Below are 16,390 nucleotides of genomic sequence, written 5' to 3'. Positions count from 1 at the left end.
TATTTTTTACACTACTGATAGACTGGTGAGAAATACCTCAATATGGTGATTTTAACCAATGCAAGAGAATTTAGAGACAATAATTGGTGTTGATAGTCATTTTATCGATGTTTTAGAACAAACCTCAGCCCTCGCTCAACTCAAAAAACCAGTATTGATTATTGGTGAACGTGGTACTGGTAAAGAGCTTATCGCTCATCGATTACACTATTTATCACCTTGGTGGCAAGGACCATTTATTTCCATTAACTGTTCGGCATTAAACGATAATTTGCTTGATTCAGAGCTGTTTGGTCATGAAGCGGGGGCATTTACCGGAGCGAAAAACCGCCATCAAGGACGTTTTGAGCGTGCCGATGGCGGCTCTCTTTTCCTTGATGAGCTAGCCACTGCACCGATGCTGGTGCAAGAAAAGTTGCTACGCGTTATTGAGTATGGCCATTTAGAACGAGTGGGAGGTAGTCAATCGCTGCATGTCGATGTGCGCCTTATCTGTGCCACTAACGCAGATCTACCGGCAATGGCGGACGAGGGTAAATTTCGTGCTGATTTACTGGATAGATTGGCCTTTGACGTAATTCGCCTGCCCCCTTTAAGAGAGCGTAAAGCCGATATTATGCTACTGGCTGAAAACTTTGCAATTGCTATGTGCCAAGAGTTAGGGTTGCCCTTTTTCCCCGGTTTTAGTGACAATGCCCGCCAAATTCTTTTAGATTACCGTTGGCCGGGGAATATTCGCGAACTAAAAAATGTGGTTGAACGTTCTGTTTATCGCCATGGCACCAGTGAGCGTGAACTGGATAATATTATTATCGACCCTTTTGCGCGCTTTTTGTCTTCAACCATAGCTGAGCAACCTCAGCCTCAAAAGGAGATGATCTTTTCATTACCACCATTACCGCTAGATTTACGCCAGTGGCAACATAGCACAGAAAAAAACTTACTAGAGCAAGCATTGAAAGAGAGTCGTTATAACCAGAAGATGGCGGCAGAAAAATTAGCATTGAGCTATGATCAATTACGCGGATTAATAAAAAAACATCACATAAAATTGTCGGTCTAGTTTTGTATAAGATGAGCAAAGACAGAATTAAATACAGACAAAAAAAAAGCCAGCACCCGAGCTGGCTAGTAAAATAATACTGGAAGCAATGTGAGCAATGTCGTGCCCTTGTGCGAAAAACCTCTATCGCCAAAGGACAATACGGATGATAATCTTTATCATTAGCGTTTGTAAAGCTTTTTATTGAGAATTTTTCTCAATTTGTTTTTTTTGACAATTTTGGGCTAGCCAGTTTTTTAAGTTACAATAGCCAAATCGTTTATCTAAAAGACATAATTATGCGCCCTATTTTACTTATTAGTACTATGCTACTAGCTTCAATAAGTATGACTTGTATGGCAGAGATAGCTACCAAAGCTACAGAGCTATCTGTCGCGCAAGAGCCTACAAACATTCATCAAAATGGCTTTGTCTATTGTGTTGATGGCAGTGTAAATACCTTTAATCCTCAACTTTCAAGTAGTGGATTAATTATTGATCCCCTAGCCGCGCAACTTTACGATCGTCTTTTAGATGTTGACCCTTATACCTATCGCTTGATCCCTGAAATTGCCGCACGTTGGGAATCTCTCGATAATGGCGCAACTTATCGCTTTTATTTGCGTAAAAATGTGTCATTCCAGACAACACCTTGGTTTACGCCTACACGTAAACTCACCGCAGACGATGTTATCTTTAGTTTTGAGCGCATGTTTTCTGCCAATAATCCTTATAATCAAGTTAATGGTGGTAAATACCCCTATTTTGATAGTTTAAGTTTGGCGGATAATATCAAATCAATTAAAAAGTTAGGCAAATACACCGTTGAATTTAATCTAAAATCTCCTGATGCTTCTTTTTTATGGCATTTAGCAACCCATTATGCGCCTATCCTTTCAGAAGAATATGCCAGTAACCTTGAAAAATCGGGTAATCAATCGCAACTTGATTGGAAACCTGTAGGCTCAGGGCCTTTTTATCTTGATGAATTTCAGCCAGGCCAATTTGTTCGATTACTGAGAAATGAGCAATACTGGAAAGGTCAGCCCAAAATGCAACAAGTGGTTATAGACACGGGTGCAGGCGGTACTGGACGTATATCTAAACTCTTAACGGGAGAGTGTGATGTATTGGCCTATCCTGCAGCAAGCCAATTAAAGGTCTTACGTGATGATCCTCGTTTACGCCTTACATTACGTTCAGGAATGAATATTGCTTATCTTGCGTTTAATACTAATAAGCCACCGTTTAACGATCTAAAAGTGCGTCAAGCCATCGCTTATGCGATTAATAATGAACGACTAATGGGATCTATTTATTACGGTACGGCTGAAACAGCCGCATCGGTTTTACCTCGTGCCTCTTGGGCTTATGATAATCGCGCTAAAATTACCGAATATAATCCTGAAAAATCGAAGCAAATATTAAAAGAGTTGGGACTTGAAGGACTTAAATTAAACCTTTGGGTCCCCAGTGCTCCGCAATCTTATAATCCCAGCCCGTTAAAAATGGCTGAGTTAATTCAAGCTGATTTAGCCCAAGTAGGTATCCAAATGAATATTCGACCTATAGAAGGTCGCTATCAAGAAACCAGTTTGATGGATAGAACTCATGATATGACTTTATCAGGATGGTCAACAGACAGTAACGACCCCGATAGTTTTTTCCGCCCATTATTTAGTTGTGCGGCTATTAGTTCGCAAACCAATTTAAGTCATTGGTGCTCACCGGCATTTGATAATGTGCTACAACAGGCGCTTTATAGCCAACAACTGGCCTCTCGTATAGACTATTATCACCAAGCACAAGATATTTTAGCGCAAGAGTTACCGGTTTTACCATTAGCTAATTCTTTACGTATGCAGGCTTATCGTTATGATATTAAAGGACTTGTATTAAGTACATTTGGTAACGCTTCTTTTGCCGGTGTGTATCGCGAAGCAGAAGTTGATGAGGATAGTCACAACCAAGAGGCTACAACAAACCCATGATTATCTACTCGATACGTCGCTTACTGTTATTAATTGTGACGCTCTTTTTCTTGTCACTGGTGAGTTTTAGTCTCAGCTATTACACACCCAATGGGCCGTTAAGTGGTGCTTCTTTATTTGATGCCTACTTTTTTTATACCCACAATATGTTCCATTTTGATTTTGGAATTTCTTCAATTAATGGCGAACCCATTAAAGCACAACTTATTGAAGCATTTCCTGCCACTATGGAGTTATGTGCACTGGCATTTATCTTTGCCCTGCTTATCGGCATTCCTGCGGGGATCATCGCGGGTGTATGGCGCAATAAACCTGCAGATACTTTTATTAGTCATCTCGCACTTTTGGGCTTTTCAGTTCCGGTCTTTGGTCTTGCATTATTACTGACACTTTTCTTTTCATTAAAGCTAGGTTGGCTACCTGTTTCAGGCCGTATTGATTTACTGTATAACTTACAGCCTATAACGGGGATCGCAGTCGTTGATGCTTGGCTATCGGATTCGCCTTATCGTCAACAGATGATCATAAACGTTTTGCAACATTTAATTCTACCCGTGACTACACTAGCTATTGCTCCTACTACGGAAGTCATTAGGTTGATGCGTAATAGTACAGAAGAGATCATGGTTGAGAATTATGTGAAAGCAGCGGCAACCCGTGGCTTATCGCGCTTTACTATTATTCGCCGTCATATTCTACATAATGCATTACCCCCTATTATTCCCAAATTAGGCTTACAGTTTTCTACCATGTTAACACTGACGATGGTGACCGAAATTGTTTTTAACTGGCCAGGATTAGGCCGTTGGCTAGTAACGGCCATTCGCCAACAAGACTATTCGGCTATTTCAGCCGGTGTTATGGTTGTTGGTTCAATGGTTATCATCGTCAATGTGTTATCAGATATTGTCGGTGCGATGAGTAATCCAATGAAACACAAGGTGGGATATGCCTTTAGATAGCCAGTTTTATAAAGAGAAAAAAACACCATCACCAGCTGCGGTGATTTGGCAATGTTTTTCTAAAGATATTCTCTCCATGGTGGGCTTTTATGGTGTTATCTTCCTGTTAATATTAAGTATTGTTGGTCCTTATATTGCGCCTTATGCACTCGACCAACAATTCTTCGGTCATCAATTAACACCACCTTCTTGGTATCAAAACGGTAATGTCACCTTCTTTTTTGGTACTGATGATTTAGGGCGCGATGTCTTTAGCCGTATTTTAATTGGTACGAGTATGACCTTTGGTGGCGCTTTTATTGTCACCTTTGCGGCGACACTTATGGGGTTAATTATGGGTTGCCTTGCAGGAATGACCCACGGCCTAAAATCCGCAGTGTTAAATCATATTTTAGATACACTGTTATCCATTCCATCACTCTTATTAGCCATTATTGTGGTCGCTTTTGTAGGGGCAAGTTTAGAGCACGCCATGATAGCAATTTGGCTAGCACTACTCCCCCGCTTAGTGAGAATGATCTATTCAGCGGTAAATGATGAATTAAATAAAGAGTACGTTATTGCCTCTCGTCTTGATGGTGCATCAAATATATCTATTTTATGGTATACCGTATTGCCGAATATTACCCCAGTATTGGTTTCTGAATTAACTCGAGCTTTTTCTATCGCAATATTAGATATCACGGCATTGGGTTTTCTGAATTTAGGCGCTCAATTACCTTCACCTGAATGGGGGGCGATGCTCGGCGATTCCCTAGAGTTAATCTATGCTGCACCTTGGACAGTCCTTATCCCCGGAGCCACCATTATGATCAGTGTATTACTTGTCAATTTATTAGGGGATGGCTTACAACGTGCCATTAATGAGGGGGTGGAATAATGCCATTATTAGACATACGCAACCTAACTATTGAATTTATGACGCCCGATGGCCCAGTAAAAGCGGTAGATCGCGTTTCCATTACCCTCAGTGAGGGAGAGGTGAGAGGTTTAGTCGGTGAATCAGGCTCCGGAAAAAGTTTGATCGCTAAGGCAATTTGTGGCGTGACTAAAGATAATATTAAAGTGACTGCGGATCGCTTTCGGTTCGATGATATTGATTTACTTAAATTGTCACCAAGAGCACGTCGTCGGGTAATTGGTCATAATGTGTCGATGATTTTCCAAGAGCCTCAATCTTGTCTTGATCCGGCGACCAAAATTGAGCATCAGCTTATTCAAGCAATCCCTGGTTGGACATTTAAAGGCCACTGGTGGCAACGTTTTCATTGGCGAAAACGCCGTGCAATTGAGTTACTTCATCGGGTTGGTATTAAAGATCATAAAGATATCATGCGCAGCTATCCTTATGAATTAACCGAGGGTGAATGCCAAAAAGTGATGATAGCCATTGCCATTGCTAACCAACCCCGTTTACTGATTGCCGATGAACCAACTAATGCGATGGAGCCGGCAACGCAAACACAAATATTTCGTTTACTCACCCGTTTAAATCAAAATAATAATATGACTATTTTATTAATTAGCCATGATTTGCAGTGGATGAGTAAATTAGCCAGTAAAATTACGGTCATGTATTGTGGTCAGACCGTGGAAACCGCCATACCTGAGGAACTATTGGTTACCCCCTATCATCCTTATACACAAGCCCTTATCCGCTCTATTCCTGATTTTACTAACTCTTTGCCTCATAAAAGCCGTTTAAATACGCTACCCGGTGCGATCCCCTCTTTAGAGCACCTACCTGTTGGGTGCCGATTAGGCCCCCGTTGTCCTTATGCACAACGTCAATGTATTGAAGCACCTCGATTACGTGCATTTAAAAATCATGCGGTGGCTTGTCATTTCCCATTAAATGTGGAGACGACAGATGTTCGATAAATTACTTGAAGTCAAAAACTTATCAAAAACATTTCGTTACCGTACAGGATTATTTCATCGCCAGCAGTTGAAAGCGGTAAAACCGGTGAGTTTCACTCTTGAACCGAAGCAAACACTGGCGATTATTGGCGCTAATGGTTCAGGTAAATCAACATTAGCTAGAATGTTATCCGGCGTTACAGAGCCAACGGGTGGTGATATTTTTATAAACGGTCATCAATTAAGTTTTGGCGATTACTCTTATCGTAGTCAACGCATTCGGATGATATTTCAAGATCCCACAAACTCACTCAATCCACGTCAGCGTATTGGGCAAACATTAGATTTACCATTACGACTTAATACCGAACTTAGTGGCATAGAGCGAGAAAAACGCATTTATCAAACTTTGCGGCAAGTAGGACTATTACCAGAACATGCTAATTACTATCCACATATGTTTGCCTCAGGACAACGCCAACGGATCGCCTTAGCTCGTGCTCTTATTTTACAGCCACAGGTGATTATAGCGGATGAAGCTATTGCCTCTTTAGATATGTCTTTACGTTCACAAATTATTAATTTGATGTTAGAGCTACAAGAGACACATGAAATTGCCTATATCTATGTGACACAAAATTTAGGAATGACTAAGCATATTAGTGATAAAGTCATGGTGATGGATAATGGCGAAGTGGTCGAGCGTGGTAACACCGCTGAGGTGTTGGCATCGCCTTTACATGAAGTGACTCGTCGATTAGTGGCTAGTCATTTTGGGGAAGCACTTACGGCAGAAGCTTGGCGACAAGATTTACCTTAATATTAAACAGCATTAACATCATATTAATTGTTTATTATTTCACCTTTTTCCTTCAACTCCTCGGAGGTGCAAGGGAAATTAAACAAATTTACAAATGTCGTGGTAGAATCAGCCACGATTTATTAACAATAAGCGTGATAACCTAACAGATAAATAAAATTCTGCATGATGTTATTATCGCAATTTACGAACAAACAAGGATACAGCTATGGGCTTTATGACCGGCAAACGCATTCTGATTACTGGTGTTGCGAGCAAATTATCAATTGCTTATGGTATTGCCAAAGCCATGCACGATCAAGGCGCTGAACTGGCTTTTACTTATCAGAATGAAAAACTCAAACCTCGCGTTGAAGAGTTTGCAGCCTCATTAAATTCTAACATCGTATTAGAGTGTGATGTGTCAAAAGATGAAAGCATTGACGCAATGTATGCAGAGCTAGCAAAAGTTTGGCCTAAATATGATGGTTTTGTTCACTCTATCGGTTTCGCACCTGCTGACCAATTAGATGGCGACTATGTTAACGCTGTCACTCGTGAAGGCTTTAAAATTGCCCATGACATCAGTGCATATAGCTTTGTTGCAATGGCAAAAGCAAGCCGTGCAATGTTAAATCCAAACTCTGCATTATTAACGCTGACTTACCTCGGTGCTGAGCGTGCAATTCCTAACTATAATGTTATGGGGTTAGCTAAAGCTTCTCTAGAAGCAAACGTACGTTATATGGCAAATGCTATGGGTCCTGAAGGTATTCGTGTTAACGGTATCTCTGCAGGTCCAATTCGTACCTTAGCGGCATCTGGTATCAAAGATTTCCGTAAAATGTTAAATCATTGCGAATCCGTCACCCCTTTACGTCGCACAGTCACTACTGAAGATGTGGGTAATACTGCAGCTTTCTTATGCTCTGACTTATCTGGCGGGATCACCGGTGAAATCATTCACGTAGACGGTGGTTTTAGCATTGCCGCAATGAATGAATTAGAATTGAAATAATTTCCCTTTATTTCATTGTATTCTTTCTGAAAACCTCGAAATTCTTCGAGGTTTTCTTTTTTCACGAATAAGTTGTACTGTTCACAGATTTACAAAAGCCTATTTTATTTGCCAGATTTGCGTTTGCTAAATTCTTATAACGCCTTATTATCTAATATTAGTGAGGGTATTTCTTATCTTCACGGGTATCACCATTCATTGATAGGGAGTTATTTAAGATGAAATTGTACTACACGCCGGGTAGTTGCTCGCTTTCTCCTCATATCGTTCTACGTGAAACGGGTCTCGACTTTTCTATTGAGCGCATTGATTTACGCACCAAAAAAACAGAGTCAGGGAAAGATTTTCTTGCCATCAACCCTAAAGGGCAAGTTCCGGTTCTTCAATTAGATAATGGTGATATTTTAACGGAGGGTGTTGCTATTGTGCAGTATCTTGCCGATCTGAAGCCAGATAGAAATCTTATTGCCCCACCAAAAGCATTAGAACGTTATCATCAAATTGAGTGGCTAAACTTTCTTGCCAGTGAAGTTCATAAAGGCTACAGCCCTCTATTTTCATCTGATACGCCTGAAAGTTATCTCCCTGTGGTAAAAAACAAACTAAAAAGTAAATTTGTTTATATTAATGATGTACTAAGCAAACAAAAATGTGTTTGTGGTGATCACTTTACTGTGGCGGACGCGTATCTGTTTACGTTAAGTCAATGGGCACCTCATGTGGCGCTAGATTTAACCGACTTAAGCCATTTACAAGACTATCTAGCACGCATTGCACAACGCCCTAATGTGCATAGTGCACTAGTCACGGAAGGATTAATAAAAGAGTAAGTTGCTATAAAGGCAAGTCTTATTAATAAACATAAAAAGCGGAAATTAATGACTTCCGCTTTATATTAACAATATGATTAATCTAACTGCGTTGCACAGAAGTTATGGGTTGGGTGCACCATTTGATCTTGAGCGGCGACGAGTTGTAACTCGTACTCATTCATCTCTTTAGTTTTTAACATCACTTCATAAACAGCAGCAGCAACATGCTCTAATGCCGTTTTTAGCTCAACACCTTTTAGTAAATCCACCAGCATTAAACCACTGGTTAGATCCCCGACACCAACAGGCTGACGTTCACCAAAATCAACCAGCGGTCGGCTCACGTGCCAACTGTGATCTGCAGTCACCAGTAACATTTCAAAGCGATCATGACGAAAGCCTGCTCGTGATAAATGTTTTACTAATACAATTTTAGGCCCTTGCTGGCATAATTGACGGGCCGCTTTTACACATTGGTCAACATTATGCAGCGTTGCTCCACCAGCTAATGTTTCAAGTTCTAATAAGTTGGGTGCAATAATATCACTGATGGGCAAGGCATCTTCACAAAGTACGCCAGAAACTTCTGGAGGCACAATACAACCTTTTTCAGGATGTCCCATAACCGGATCACAAAAGTACCATGCGTTAGGATTAGCTTGTTTGACTTTTTTTACAATATCAACAATGCGTCGGCCTTGCTCTGCCGAGCCAAGATAACCACTTAATACCGCATCACACTGTGCTAATTTACCAATAGCAGCGATACCATCAACGATCTCAGTGATATGCTCCGCCGACATCACACAACCCGTCCATTTTTCTGGATATTGTGTGTGGTTGGAAAATTGAACCGTATTTAAAGGCCAAACATTTACCCCCATACGGCGCATTGGAAATTCAGCTGCGCTATTACCTGCGTGACCAAAAACTACATGAGATTGAATAGAGAGTATATTTTTCATGACATAAACCGATTATTGTGAATACACACAACACCCAAGCTTTATTATCATAGGCGAGGTATACACATTTATTTATTGTTATCAAAAAAGGGCAACCTACTGTTGCCCTTTTGTTGTCAATTATTTCCAGATAACAAGGCAGTAATGTTTTTTACCGCGACGTAAAATGGAATAATGACCAAATAAGAAATCTTTTTCTTCAAAGACGTATTCAGGATTATCCTGTTTTTCGCCATTAATAGATACTGCGTTAGAGCCAATCATTGTACGAGCTTGACCACGAGAAGGAACTAATTCTGCATTGACCAGTGCTTGTTGTAAATCATTGCCTTTTTCTAACTCAATAGTTGGCATACCATCTTGCGCTAATTGTTCAAGATCAGCTTGCGTTAAATCTGCAATAGCTCCTGAAAATAGGCTATCGGTAATACGTTTAGCGGCAGTTAAACCTTCTTCACCATGAACTAAACGTGTAACTTGTTCTGCTAACACACGTTGGGCGCGAGGTGCTTGACCGCTGTTTTTATCTTCCTCTTCCAGTGCATTAATCTCCTCAATGCTCATAAAAGTGAAGAATTTTAAGAAGCGATACACATCCGCATCCGCGGTATTGATCCAGAATTGGTAGAATTTATATGGGCTCGTTTTCTTCGGATCTAACCAAACAGCACCACCTTCTGTTTTACCAAATTTAGTACCATCAGATTTGGTAATTAAAGGTACTGTCATACCAAATACTTGTTTTTGGTTGAAACGGCGAGTTAGATCAATACCCGAAGTAATGTTACCCCACTGATCTGAGCCACCAATTTGTAACTCGACACCGAGGTTTTTGTTTAATGACGCAAAGTCATAAGCTTGTAACAGATTATAAGCGAATTCAGTAAAAGAGATCCCCACATCGTCACGGTTTAAACGCTGTTTAACCGCTTCTTTGTTGATCATTTGGTTCACAGAGAAGTGTTTACCGATATCACGCAGGAAGGTTAGCACATCCATTTGACCAAACCAGTCATAGTTGTTTGCTAATTCCGCACTGTTTTCACCACGGTCGAAATCTAAGAAAGGTGACACTTGTTTACGAATTTTTTCTACCCACTCGTGAACAGTATCTTGGGTATTCAGTTTGCGCTCGGTGGCTTTAAAACTAGGATCACCAATAAGACCCGTTGCACCACCCACCAACGCCACAGGCTTATGCCCGGCTAGTTGGAATCGTTTTAAACACAGCAAAGGAACCAAATGCCCCAAGTGCAGGCTATCAGCGGTAGGATCGAAGCCACAATAGAGAGCGATAGGACCTTGCTCCAAACGCTCCACTAAAGCTGCCTCATCCGTGACCTGAGCGATAAGCCCACGCTCCTGCAATTGTGTGATTAGGTTCTTGCTAGACATCAATGACTCCATCGGTTTATTGTTTTTTGTCTATTTAAAATATAAGTGAAACACAAGTGGTATAGCATAAAGCGCCACTACATTAAGTACCAGTAGAAAAAGCCTTTTTGATACAAATTTATTAGCCCAATTAAGGTGCTAAACGTTCAATAGACCATCCTTCTGGTGATTTTTGGTATATAAAGCGATCGTGTAGACGATTTTCTCTACCTTGCCAAAATTCAACAGAGTCAAAAGTGACTCGATATCCTCCCCAGAAACTGGGTAGAGGTACTTCTCCATGTTGAAATTTTTGTTTTAACTCCAAAAACTTACTTTCAAGCACCCCACGGGCAGAAATGCGAGAAGATTGTTTTGATGCCCAAGCTGCTATTTGGCTATCTTTAGGGCGGCTATGGAAATATTTTACGACTTCAAATGCTGAAAGTTTCTCAGCTTTCCCTAAAAAACAGACTTGTCGCTCTAAAGGATACCAAGGGAAGAGTAAACTGACTCTTTGGTTATGTTCTAAATGACTCGCTTTACGGCTACCTAAGTTGGTATAAAAAACTAAACCTTTTTCATCAAAGTGCTTTAACAGCACAATACGTTGATAAGGTTGTCCATTTTCATCAACGGTTGCCACACACATGGCAGTAGGATCACTTAAGCGAGCTTCACAAGCTTGCTTAAGCCATTTTTCAAATAAAACTAATGGCTGTTCGGTTAATTCATGACGGCGTAATCCACCTTTCATATATTCACGTCGAAGATCAGCAACATCAATAAAATCCAGATCTGTCATTTTTCACTCTCTCTTTTGAGATACTGTGCTCAGCATATCACGCTTATCGAGGATTTGTAGGATAAATCGCCCCTAAAATTGTTTCTCGTGATGCCCCTGTAACAGAAGGTAAATTGCCGGGTTCATTTGCCATTGTTCGTGCGGCCAACCACGCAAAAGCTAATGCTTCCATATCATCGCCACTAAGACCATATTTGTCCGTTAACGAGACTTCTGTACCCGGTAATAAACTAGCAAGACGATGCATAATTTGACCGTTTTTTGCCCCGCCACCACACACCAATAAACGCTCACATCCACCATTGAGTTGTACTTGCTGTGCAATACTGATAGCGGTTAGCTCTACTAAAGTTGCCTGTACATCCTCTGGAAATACATTGGGTACTTTAGCCAAATGATAATGTAACCATTGGGTATTAAAATATTCTCGTCCCGTACTTTTTGGCGCTGAACGAGAAAAATAGGGATCTGCCAGCATTTCCTGTAATAATTGGGTATTCACATTTCCAGTTGCTGCCCATTGCCCATTATCATCATAGGCTGTCTGATTATGAACCCAGTTCCAACTGTCTAACAGCATATTGCCAGGGCCTGTGTCATATCCTTTCACTGCAACGCCAGGTAATAGCAGCGAAATATTGGCAATACCACCAATATTTAACACAATGCGTTTTTCTGTAGGATGGCCTAATACTGCAAGATGAAATGCAGGAACCAATGGTGCACCTTGCCCACCATATGCCATATCACGACGACGAAAATCCCCGACAGTGGTTATTCCTGTCAAGGCAGCCACTCTATTGTTATCACCAATTTGCATGGTAAACGGGATATCACTTTCTGGCTCATGCCAAATTGTTTGACCATGACATCCTATCGCCGTGATATCAGCAGCACTTAATCGCGCTTTCGCTAATAATTCCATAATAGCTTTTGCATAGAGTTCACCCAGTTGCGCATCTAATAAGCCTAACTCATGCAACGTCACAGGTTGGCCTTGGCAAACGGCTAAAATGCGTTGACGCAAGGTTTGAGGATAAGGTAAAAAATGGTTGGCTTGTTGAGCAACCAGTTTATTACTAATGGCTGCCAGCACCACATCAACACCATCTAAACTTGTACCAGACATCACACCAATGTATCGCCCTGCTTTCATGCCCTTTTCCTTATAATCAAGATGATGCAACTTTTTAACATATAATGTTATATTCTTTTTTTCGGAAATCTCTTCTGTGTTTACTTGCGCTCTTTACTATATAGTAAGAGGTATACGATTAAAATCAGTGTCGACATATGCAAAAAATAAGCTATAACTGATATTAAATTAAATTAATATAATCTGAAAAATTATTATCAGATTTCCATTAGGAGTAATTATGTTTAAGCATTTACTTGTTGGTCTTTTTGCTGTGACAACGCTGGCTGGTTGTGTAAATACAAGCTCTTTATCAGGTGATACTTATACGGCAAGTCAAGCTAAACAAGCACAAAACGTAACTTATGGCACCATTGTTTCAGTACGTGCAGTAAATATTCAAGCCGGTAGTGATGAAAATGTTCTTGGTGCTATCGGTGGTGCCGTATTAGGTGGTTTATTAGGTAATACAATTGGTGGTGGTACAGGCCGTAACCTAGCAACCGCAGCGGGTGCTATTGCTGGTGGTATGGCTGGACAACAAGCACAAGGTGCTTTAAATACAACCAAGGGTGTGCAATTGGAAGTACGTTTAGATAGCGGTAAAACCGTGGTTGTCGTACAAAAAGCAGACAATACTGCCTATAGACAAGGTCAACGTGTTGCTGTGATTGGTAACGGCAATAATCTCACCGTTTCTCCACGCTAAGTTTATTTACTTGAGATGTGTGATAAGCAAAACAGGCAACCATTCTAGTTGCCTGTTTTATTAATAGAAATTATTTTACTTATAATAACCAGTTTTATAACTTATTAATTAATTCAAACATTGCATTATCTATCTTTAATTAATGATAAAAATCACTCGTCTTTTATCATCAATTATTAATTGATAACGCTTTTATTATAAGATCAACAATAGACTTCATAGATAAAATCATCTTATCTACCCTCTAGTAGAATTATAATAAATCCTTTGAAATTAAATAATAAATAGAATTATTACAAATAAAACCATTAGAAATAAAATTGCTGTAAATTAGCCCAATTTAATTAGTCATGTAATCTAATTATATTTTTCTCTAGCTTTTTAATAAGATAAATCAAGTTGTCTATTTCTTCCTTCTTTATACCACTTAATATTTCTTGACGTGTCTTCTCAATAACTGCATAAACTTCTGAAATAAAAGGTTCTGATTCTTTTGTTAACGTTATACGCTTTGCTCTGCGATCACTTGAACAAGTATGTCTACAAATCAGTTTTTTTTCTTCTAACTGATCGAGAGTTCTCACTAATGATGGTTGTTCAATACCAATTGCTTTAGCCAACTGGATTTGAGATTGTTCTGGAGGCAGTTGACTAATATTATACAACGTTACCCAATGAGTTTGAGTCAATTTTAATGGCTTGAGTCGGTGATCAATTAAGGCACGCCATAATCGAACTAAACGCGCTAAATCAGCTCCTAATGTTGATTCCACTTATCCCTCCTTAAATTCGCTTTTCTTTCAGCTTTTACAAAGTTTAGATATGTTCTTTAAAAACACTATTTTGTAAATTACATTATTTATTGATTGATGAGCCGACCTCTTTATCTTATTTTTATAATATTAGAATCCTATTTATTAGATAGGAAATTATTTTTAAGATCCAATTATGTATATTTATCGCCACGAATGAATCTCTATAAAGAATAACCTTGTTATAAAAACTAATCTATATTTTTTTACATAATAATCATTATTATTTCACAAGAAATGCCGAGAAAACAAAAAAACCTTACAATTCACGGAATTAAAAATCATTAACAAAACAAATATTTACAATGAATATTATTTACCTTAAAAATTAAATAAAATGAACTAACTAAATATAATCAATAAACCAATTAAATTATATTAAAACGTTAGTTTTATTTTAAAATTTAAAAATAAATAATAAATTTAAAATAAATCCAGCTGTTCATTCTCTTTTTCTGTTTCAGACACTGTTTTTTGTTGAGCTCTTAAATATCGTTGTCGACAAAGTCTCAATACATTTCGTTTTTCTTGTTGACTCATCGTTGACCAACTAAAGCGTTCTTGACGACTACGGTAACAACCAATGCAATACCCTTGTAAATTAGATTCACATCGACCAATGCAAGGGCTTGGGATATCGAAGAATTCTAATTGTTCTTGCATTGATTATTCTCCCCAATTATTTGTTACTATAGAGTATAGTAAAAAGAGATATTATCTGCCCATTTACTACAATACTGATGAGTAAAGCGTAAATTGAACTATAGGGCTGTAACGCGTTATAGTACAACACCATCAGTTTATACTGTCGGGTGTCATATTTAACAAACACGAGAGGTTTATATGCGAGTACTTCATACCATGATCCGTGTAGGCGATTTACAACGCTCTATCGATTTTTATACCAAAGTTTTAGGTATGCAACTTCTACGCACCAGTGAGAATGAGGAATATAAATACTCGTTGGCTTTTGTTGGCTATGGTGATGAAAGTAGCGGTGCTGTTATTGAATTAACCTATAACTGGGGTGTGACTAGCTACGAAATGGGGACTGCATTTGGCCATGTCGCATTAGGGGTTGATGATGTAGCTGCAACTTGTGAGGCTATCCGTCAAGCGGGGGGTAACGTTACCCGTGAAGCAGGCCCTGTTAAAGGTGGTACAACAATTATCGCCTTTGTAGAAGATCCTGATGGATATAAAATTGAATTAATCGAAAACAAAAGTGCCAGTCAAGCACTGGGTAACTAAATATTAGTAAAACCAGAAAGGCGTGTATTGCTTTTCTGGTTCCTGATTATTATTAATTTCTGATGTGCTATTTTCATCGGATAAGTACAGTTTAATGCCTGATAAAATAAACCCTAATGAATTATGTAACCGCTTTCGAGGTTACTATCCAGTCGTTATTGATGTTGAAACGGGTGGATTTAATGCCAAAACAGATGGCTTACTTGAAATTGCTGCTATCACTTTAAAAATGGATGAGCAAGGTTGGTTAAAACCTGATAATACATTGCATTTTCATGTCGACCCCTTTGAGGGCGCAAATTTAGAGCCAGCGGCGTTAGAATTTACCGGAATTGATCCTACAAATCCTCTTCGTGGTGCTGTCAGCGAATATGAAGCGTTACACGCCATTTTTAAAATGGTACGTAAAGGAATGAAAGACGCCAACTGTAACCGTGCGATCATTGTGGCTCATAATGCTAATTTTGATCATAGCTTTGTTATGGCGGCAGCTGAGCGAGCAGGTTTAAAGCGTAACCCTTTCCACCCTTTTGCTACTTTTGATACTGCGGCTTTAAGTGGTTTAGTACTAGGACAAACTATTTTAGCGAAAGCCTGTATTACTGCAGGTATCCCCTTTGATAGTAAACTCGCTCATGGGGCTTTATACGATACCAATCGTACATCATTACTGTTTTGTGAATTAGTTAACCGCTGGAAAAAATTAGGTGGTTGGCCACTACCAACGCCCTAATCAAACTTATCTATTTGGCTGTGCCATTTGACATCCTCCACGCCCTAAAGGACGTGGAGCCCTACTGCGTTCAGACTGATGTCTGAATCACCTCGGCGGGTTCCTGCTTCGACGGGCGGTCT

Annotated in this window: 17 protein-coding genes; 11 read left to right on the top strand and 6 right to left on the bottom strand. The window is 39.5% G+C overall.

The window, feature by feature from the left end; genetic code table 11:
* Positions 1 to 58: 58 nt before the first annotated feature.
* From pspF to gstA, 8 genes are all read left to right on the top strand, one after another.
* Positions 59 to 1,063, top strand: a complete 1,005-nt coding sequence (pspF, locus tag AACQ49_RS03020) for a phage shock protein operon transcriptional activator (RefSeq protein ID WP_161778810.1) — start codon at positions 59 to 61, stop codon at positions 1,061 to 1,063.
* Positions 1,064 to 1,341: 278 nt separating this feature from the next.
* Complete coding sequence (gene sapA / locus AACQ49_RS03015) at positions 1,342 to 3,033, top strand: ABC transporter substrate-binding protein SapA (RefSeq protein WP_004243105.1); 1,692 nt, start codon at positions 1,342 to 1,344, stop codon at positions 3,031 to 3,033.
* Entirely contained in the window at positions 3,030 to 3,995 is a 966-nt protein-coding gene (gene sapB, locus AACQ49_RS03010) for a putrescine export ABC transporter permease SapB (protein WP_017628082.1), read from the top strand. The genes sapA and sapB overlap by 4 nt, the downstream gene beginning before the upstream one ends.
* Positions 3,982 to 4,875, top strand: a complete 894-nt coding sequence (sapC, locus tag AACQ49_RS03005; RefSeq protein ID WP_004243108.1) for a putrescine export ABC transporter permease SapC — start codon at positions 3,982 to 3,984, stop codon at positions 4,873 to 4,875. The genes sapB and sapC overlap by 14 nt, the downstream gene beginning before the upstream one ends.
* Positions 4,875 to 5,876 carry a putrescine export ABC transporter ATP-binding protein SapD gene (sapD, locus tag AACQ49_RS03000; protein ID WP_004248150.1) on the top strand — a complete coding sequence of 334 codons (1,002 nt, stop codon included), beginning with the start codon at positions 4,875 to 4,877 and terminating at the stop codon, positions 5,874 to 5,876. Before sapC ends, sapD begins: the two co-directional genes overlap by 1 nt.
* Positions 5,866 to 6,675, top strand: a complete 810-nt coding sequence (gene sapF / locus AACQ49_RS02995) for a putrescine export ABC transporter ATP-binding protein SapF (protein ID WP_004243110.1) — start codon at positions 5,866 to 5,868, stop codon at positions 6,673 to 6,675. Before sapD ends, sapF begins: the two co-directional genes overlap by 11 nt.
* 208 nt (positions 6,676 to 6,883) lie before the next feature.
* On the top strand, positions 6,884 to 7,672 hold the full coding sequence (fabI, locus tag AACQ49_RS02990) for an enoyl-ACP reductase FabI (RefSeq protein ID WP_012367980.1): 789 nt from the start codon (positions 6,884 to 6,886) through the stop codon (positions 7,670 to 7,672).
* Between the two features lie 218 nt (positions 7,673 to 7,890).
* Positions 7,891 to 8,502: a glutathione transferase GstA gene (gstA, locus tag AACQ49_RS02985; RefSeq protein ID WP_004248152.1), complete on the top strand. Its 612-nt coding sequence runs from the start codon at positions 7,891 to 7,893 to the stop codon at positions 8,500 to 8,502.
* A gap of 77 nt (positions 8,503 to 8,579) precedes the next feature.
* Here the strand turns inward: gstA and pdxY are convergent, their stop codons facing one another.
* From pdxY to anmK, 4 genes are all read right to left on the bottom strand, one after another.
* Positions 8,580 to 9,449 carry a pyridoxal kinase PdxY gene (gene pdxY, locus AACQ49_RS02980; protein WP_004248153.1) on the bottom strand — a complete coding sequence of 290 codons (870 nt, stop codon included), beginning with the start codon at positions 9,447 to 9,449 and terminating at the stop codon, positions 8,580 to 8,582.
* A gap of 120 nt (positions 9,450 to 9,569) precedes the next feature.
* On the bottom strand, positions 9,570 to 10,844 hold the full coding sequence (gene tyrS / locus AACQ49_RS02975; protein ID WP_004248155.1) for a tyrosine--tRNA ligase: 1,275 nt from the start codon (positions 10,842 to 10,844) through the stop codon (positions 9,570 to 9,572).
* 130 nt (positions 10,845 to 10,974) lie between these two features.
* Positions 10,975 to 11,628: a pyridoxamine 5'-phosphate oxidase gene (pdxH, locus tag AACQ49_RS02970; RefSeq protein ID WP_004243118.1), complete on the bottom strand. Its 654-nt coding sequence runs from the start codon at positions 11,626 to 11,628 to the stop codon at positions 10,975 to 10,977.
* 43 nt (positions 11,629 to 11,671) lie between these two features.
* Positions 11,672 to 12,784: an anhydro-N-acetylmuramic acid kinase gene (anmK, locus tag AACQ49_RS02965; RefSeq protein ID WP_004243120.1), complete on the bottom strand. Its 1,113-nt coding sequence runs from the start codon at positions 12,782 to 12,784 to the stop codon at positions 11,672 to 11,674.
* 220 nt (positions 12,785 to 13,004) lie between these two features.
* Between anmK and AACQ49_RS02960 the strand changes: the two genes are divergently transcribed.
* Positions 13,005 to 13,472 carry an outer membrane lipoprotein gene (locus tag AACQ49_RS02960; RefSeq protein ID WP_004243121.1) on the top strand — a complete coding sequence of 156 codons (468 nt, stop codon included), beginning with the start codon at positions 13,005 to 13,007 and terminating at the stop codon, positions 13,470 to 13,472.
* Between the two features lie 344 nt (positions 13,473 to 13,816).
* Here the strand turns inward: AACQ49_RS02960 and slyA are convergent, their stop codons facing one another.
* Both slyA and AACQ49_RS02950 read right to left on the bottom strand, forming a co-directional pair.
* Complete coding sequence (slyA, locus tag AACQ49_RS02955; protein ID WP_004243123.1) at positions 13,817 to 14,245, bottom strand: transcriptional regulator SlyA; 429 nt, start codon at positions 14,243 to 14,245, stop codon at positions 13,817 to 13,819.
* Positions 14,246 to 14,707: 462 nt separating this feature from the next.
* Positions 14,708 to 14,947: a DUF1289 domain-containing protein gene (locus AACQ49_RS02950; RefSeq protein WP_004243130.1), complete on the bottom strand. Its 240-nt coding sequence runs from the start codon at positions 14,945 to 14,947 to the stop codon at positions 14,708 to 14,710.
* A gap of 180 nt (positions 14,948 to 15,127) precedes the next feature.
* Between AACQ49_RS02950 and gloA the strand changes: the two genes are divergently transcribed.
* Both gloA and rnt read left to right on the top strand, forming a co-directional pair.
* A complete protein-coding gene (gloA, locus tag AACQ49_RS02945) occupies positions 15,128 to 15,535 on the top strand; it encodes a lactoylglutathione lyase (protein WP_012367981.1) in 408 nt (135 codons plus the stop codon).
* A gap of 94 nt (positions 15,536 to 15,629) precedes the next feature.
* Positions 15,630 to 16,268 (top strand): ribonuclease T, encoded by a 639-nt coding sequence (rnt, locus tag AACQ49_RS02940; protein WP_004243132.1) that lies wholly within the window; start codon positions 15,630 to 15,632, stop codon positions 16,266 to 16,268.
* The last annotated feature ends 122 nt before the right edge of the window (positions 16,269 to 16,390 follow it).

This window comes from Proteus sp. G2675 (assembly GCF_963886535.1).
Lineage (GTDB): Bacteria > Pseudomonadota > Gammaproteobacteria > Enterobacterales > Enterobacteriaceae > Proteus > Proteus mirabilis.
Note: the sequence above shows the minus strand (reverse complement) of the source record. Positions and strands in the feature narration are given on the sequence as shown.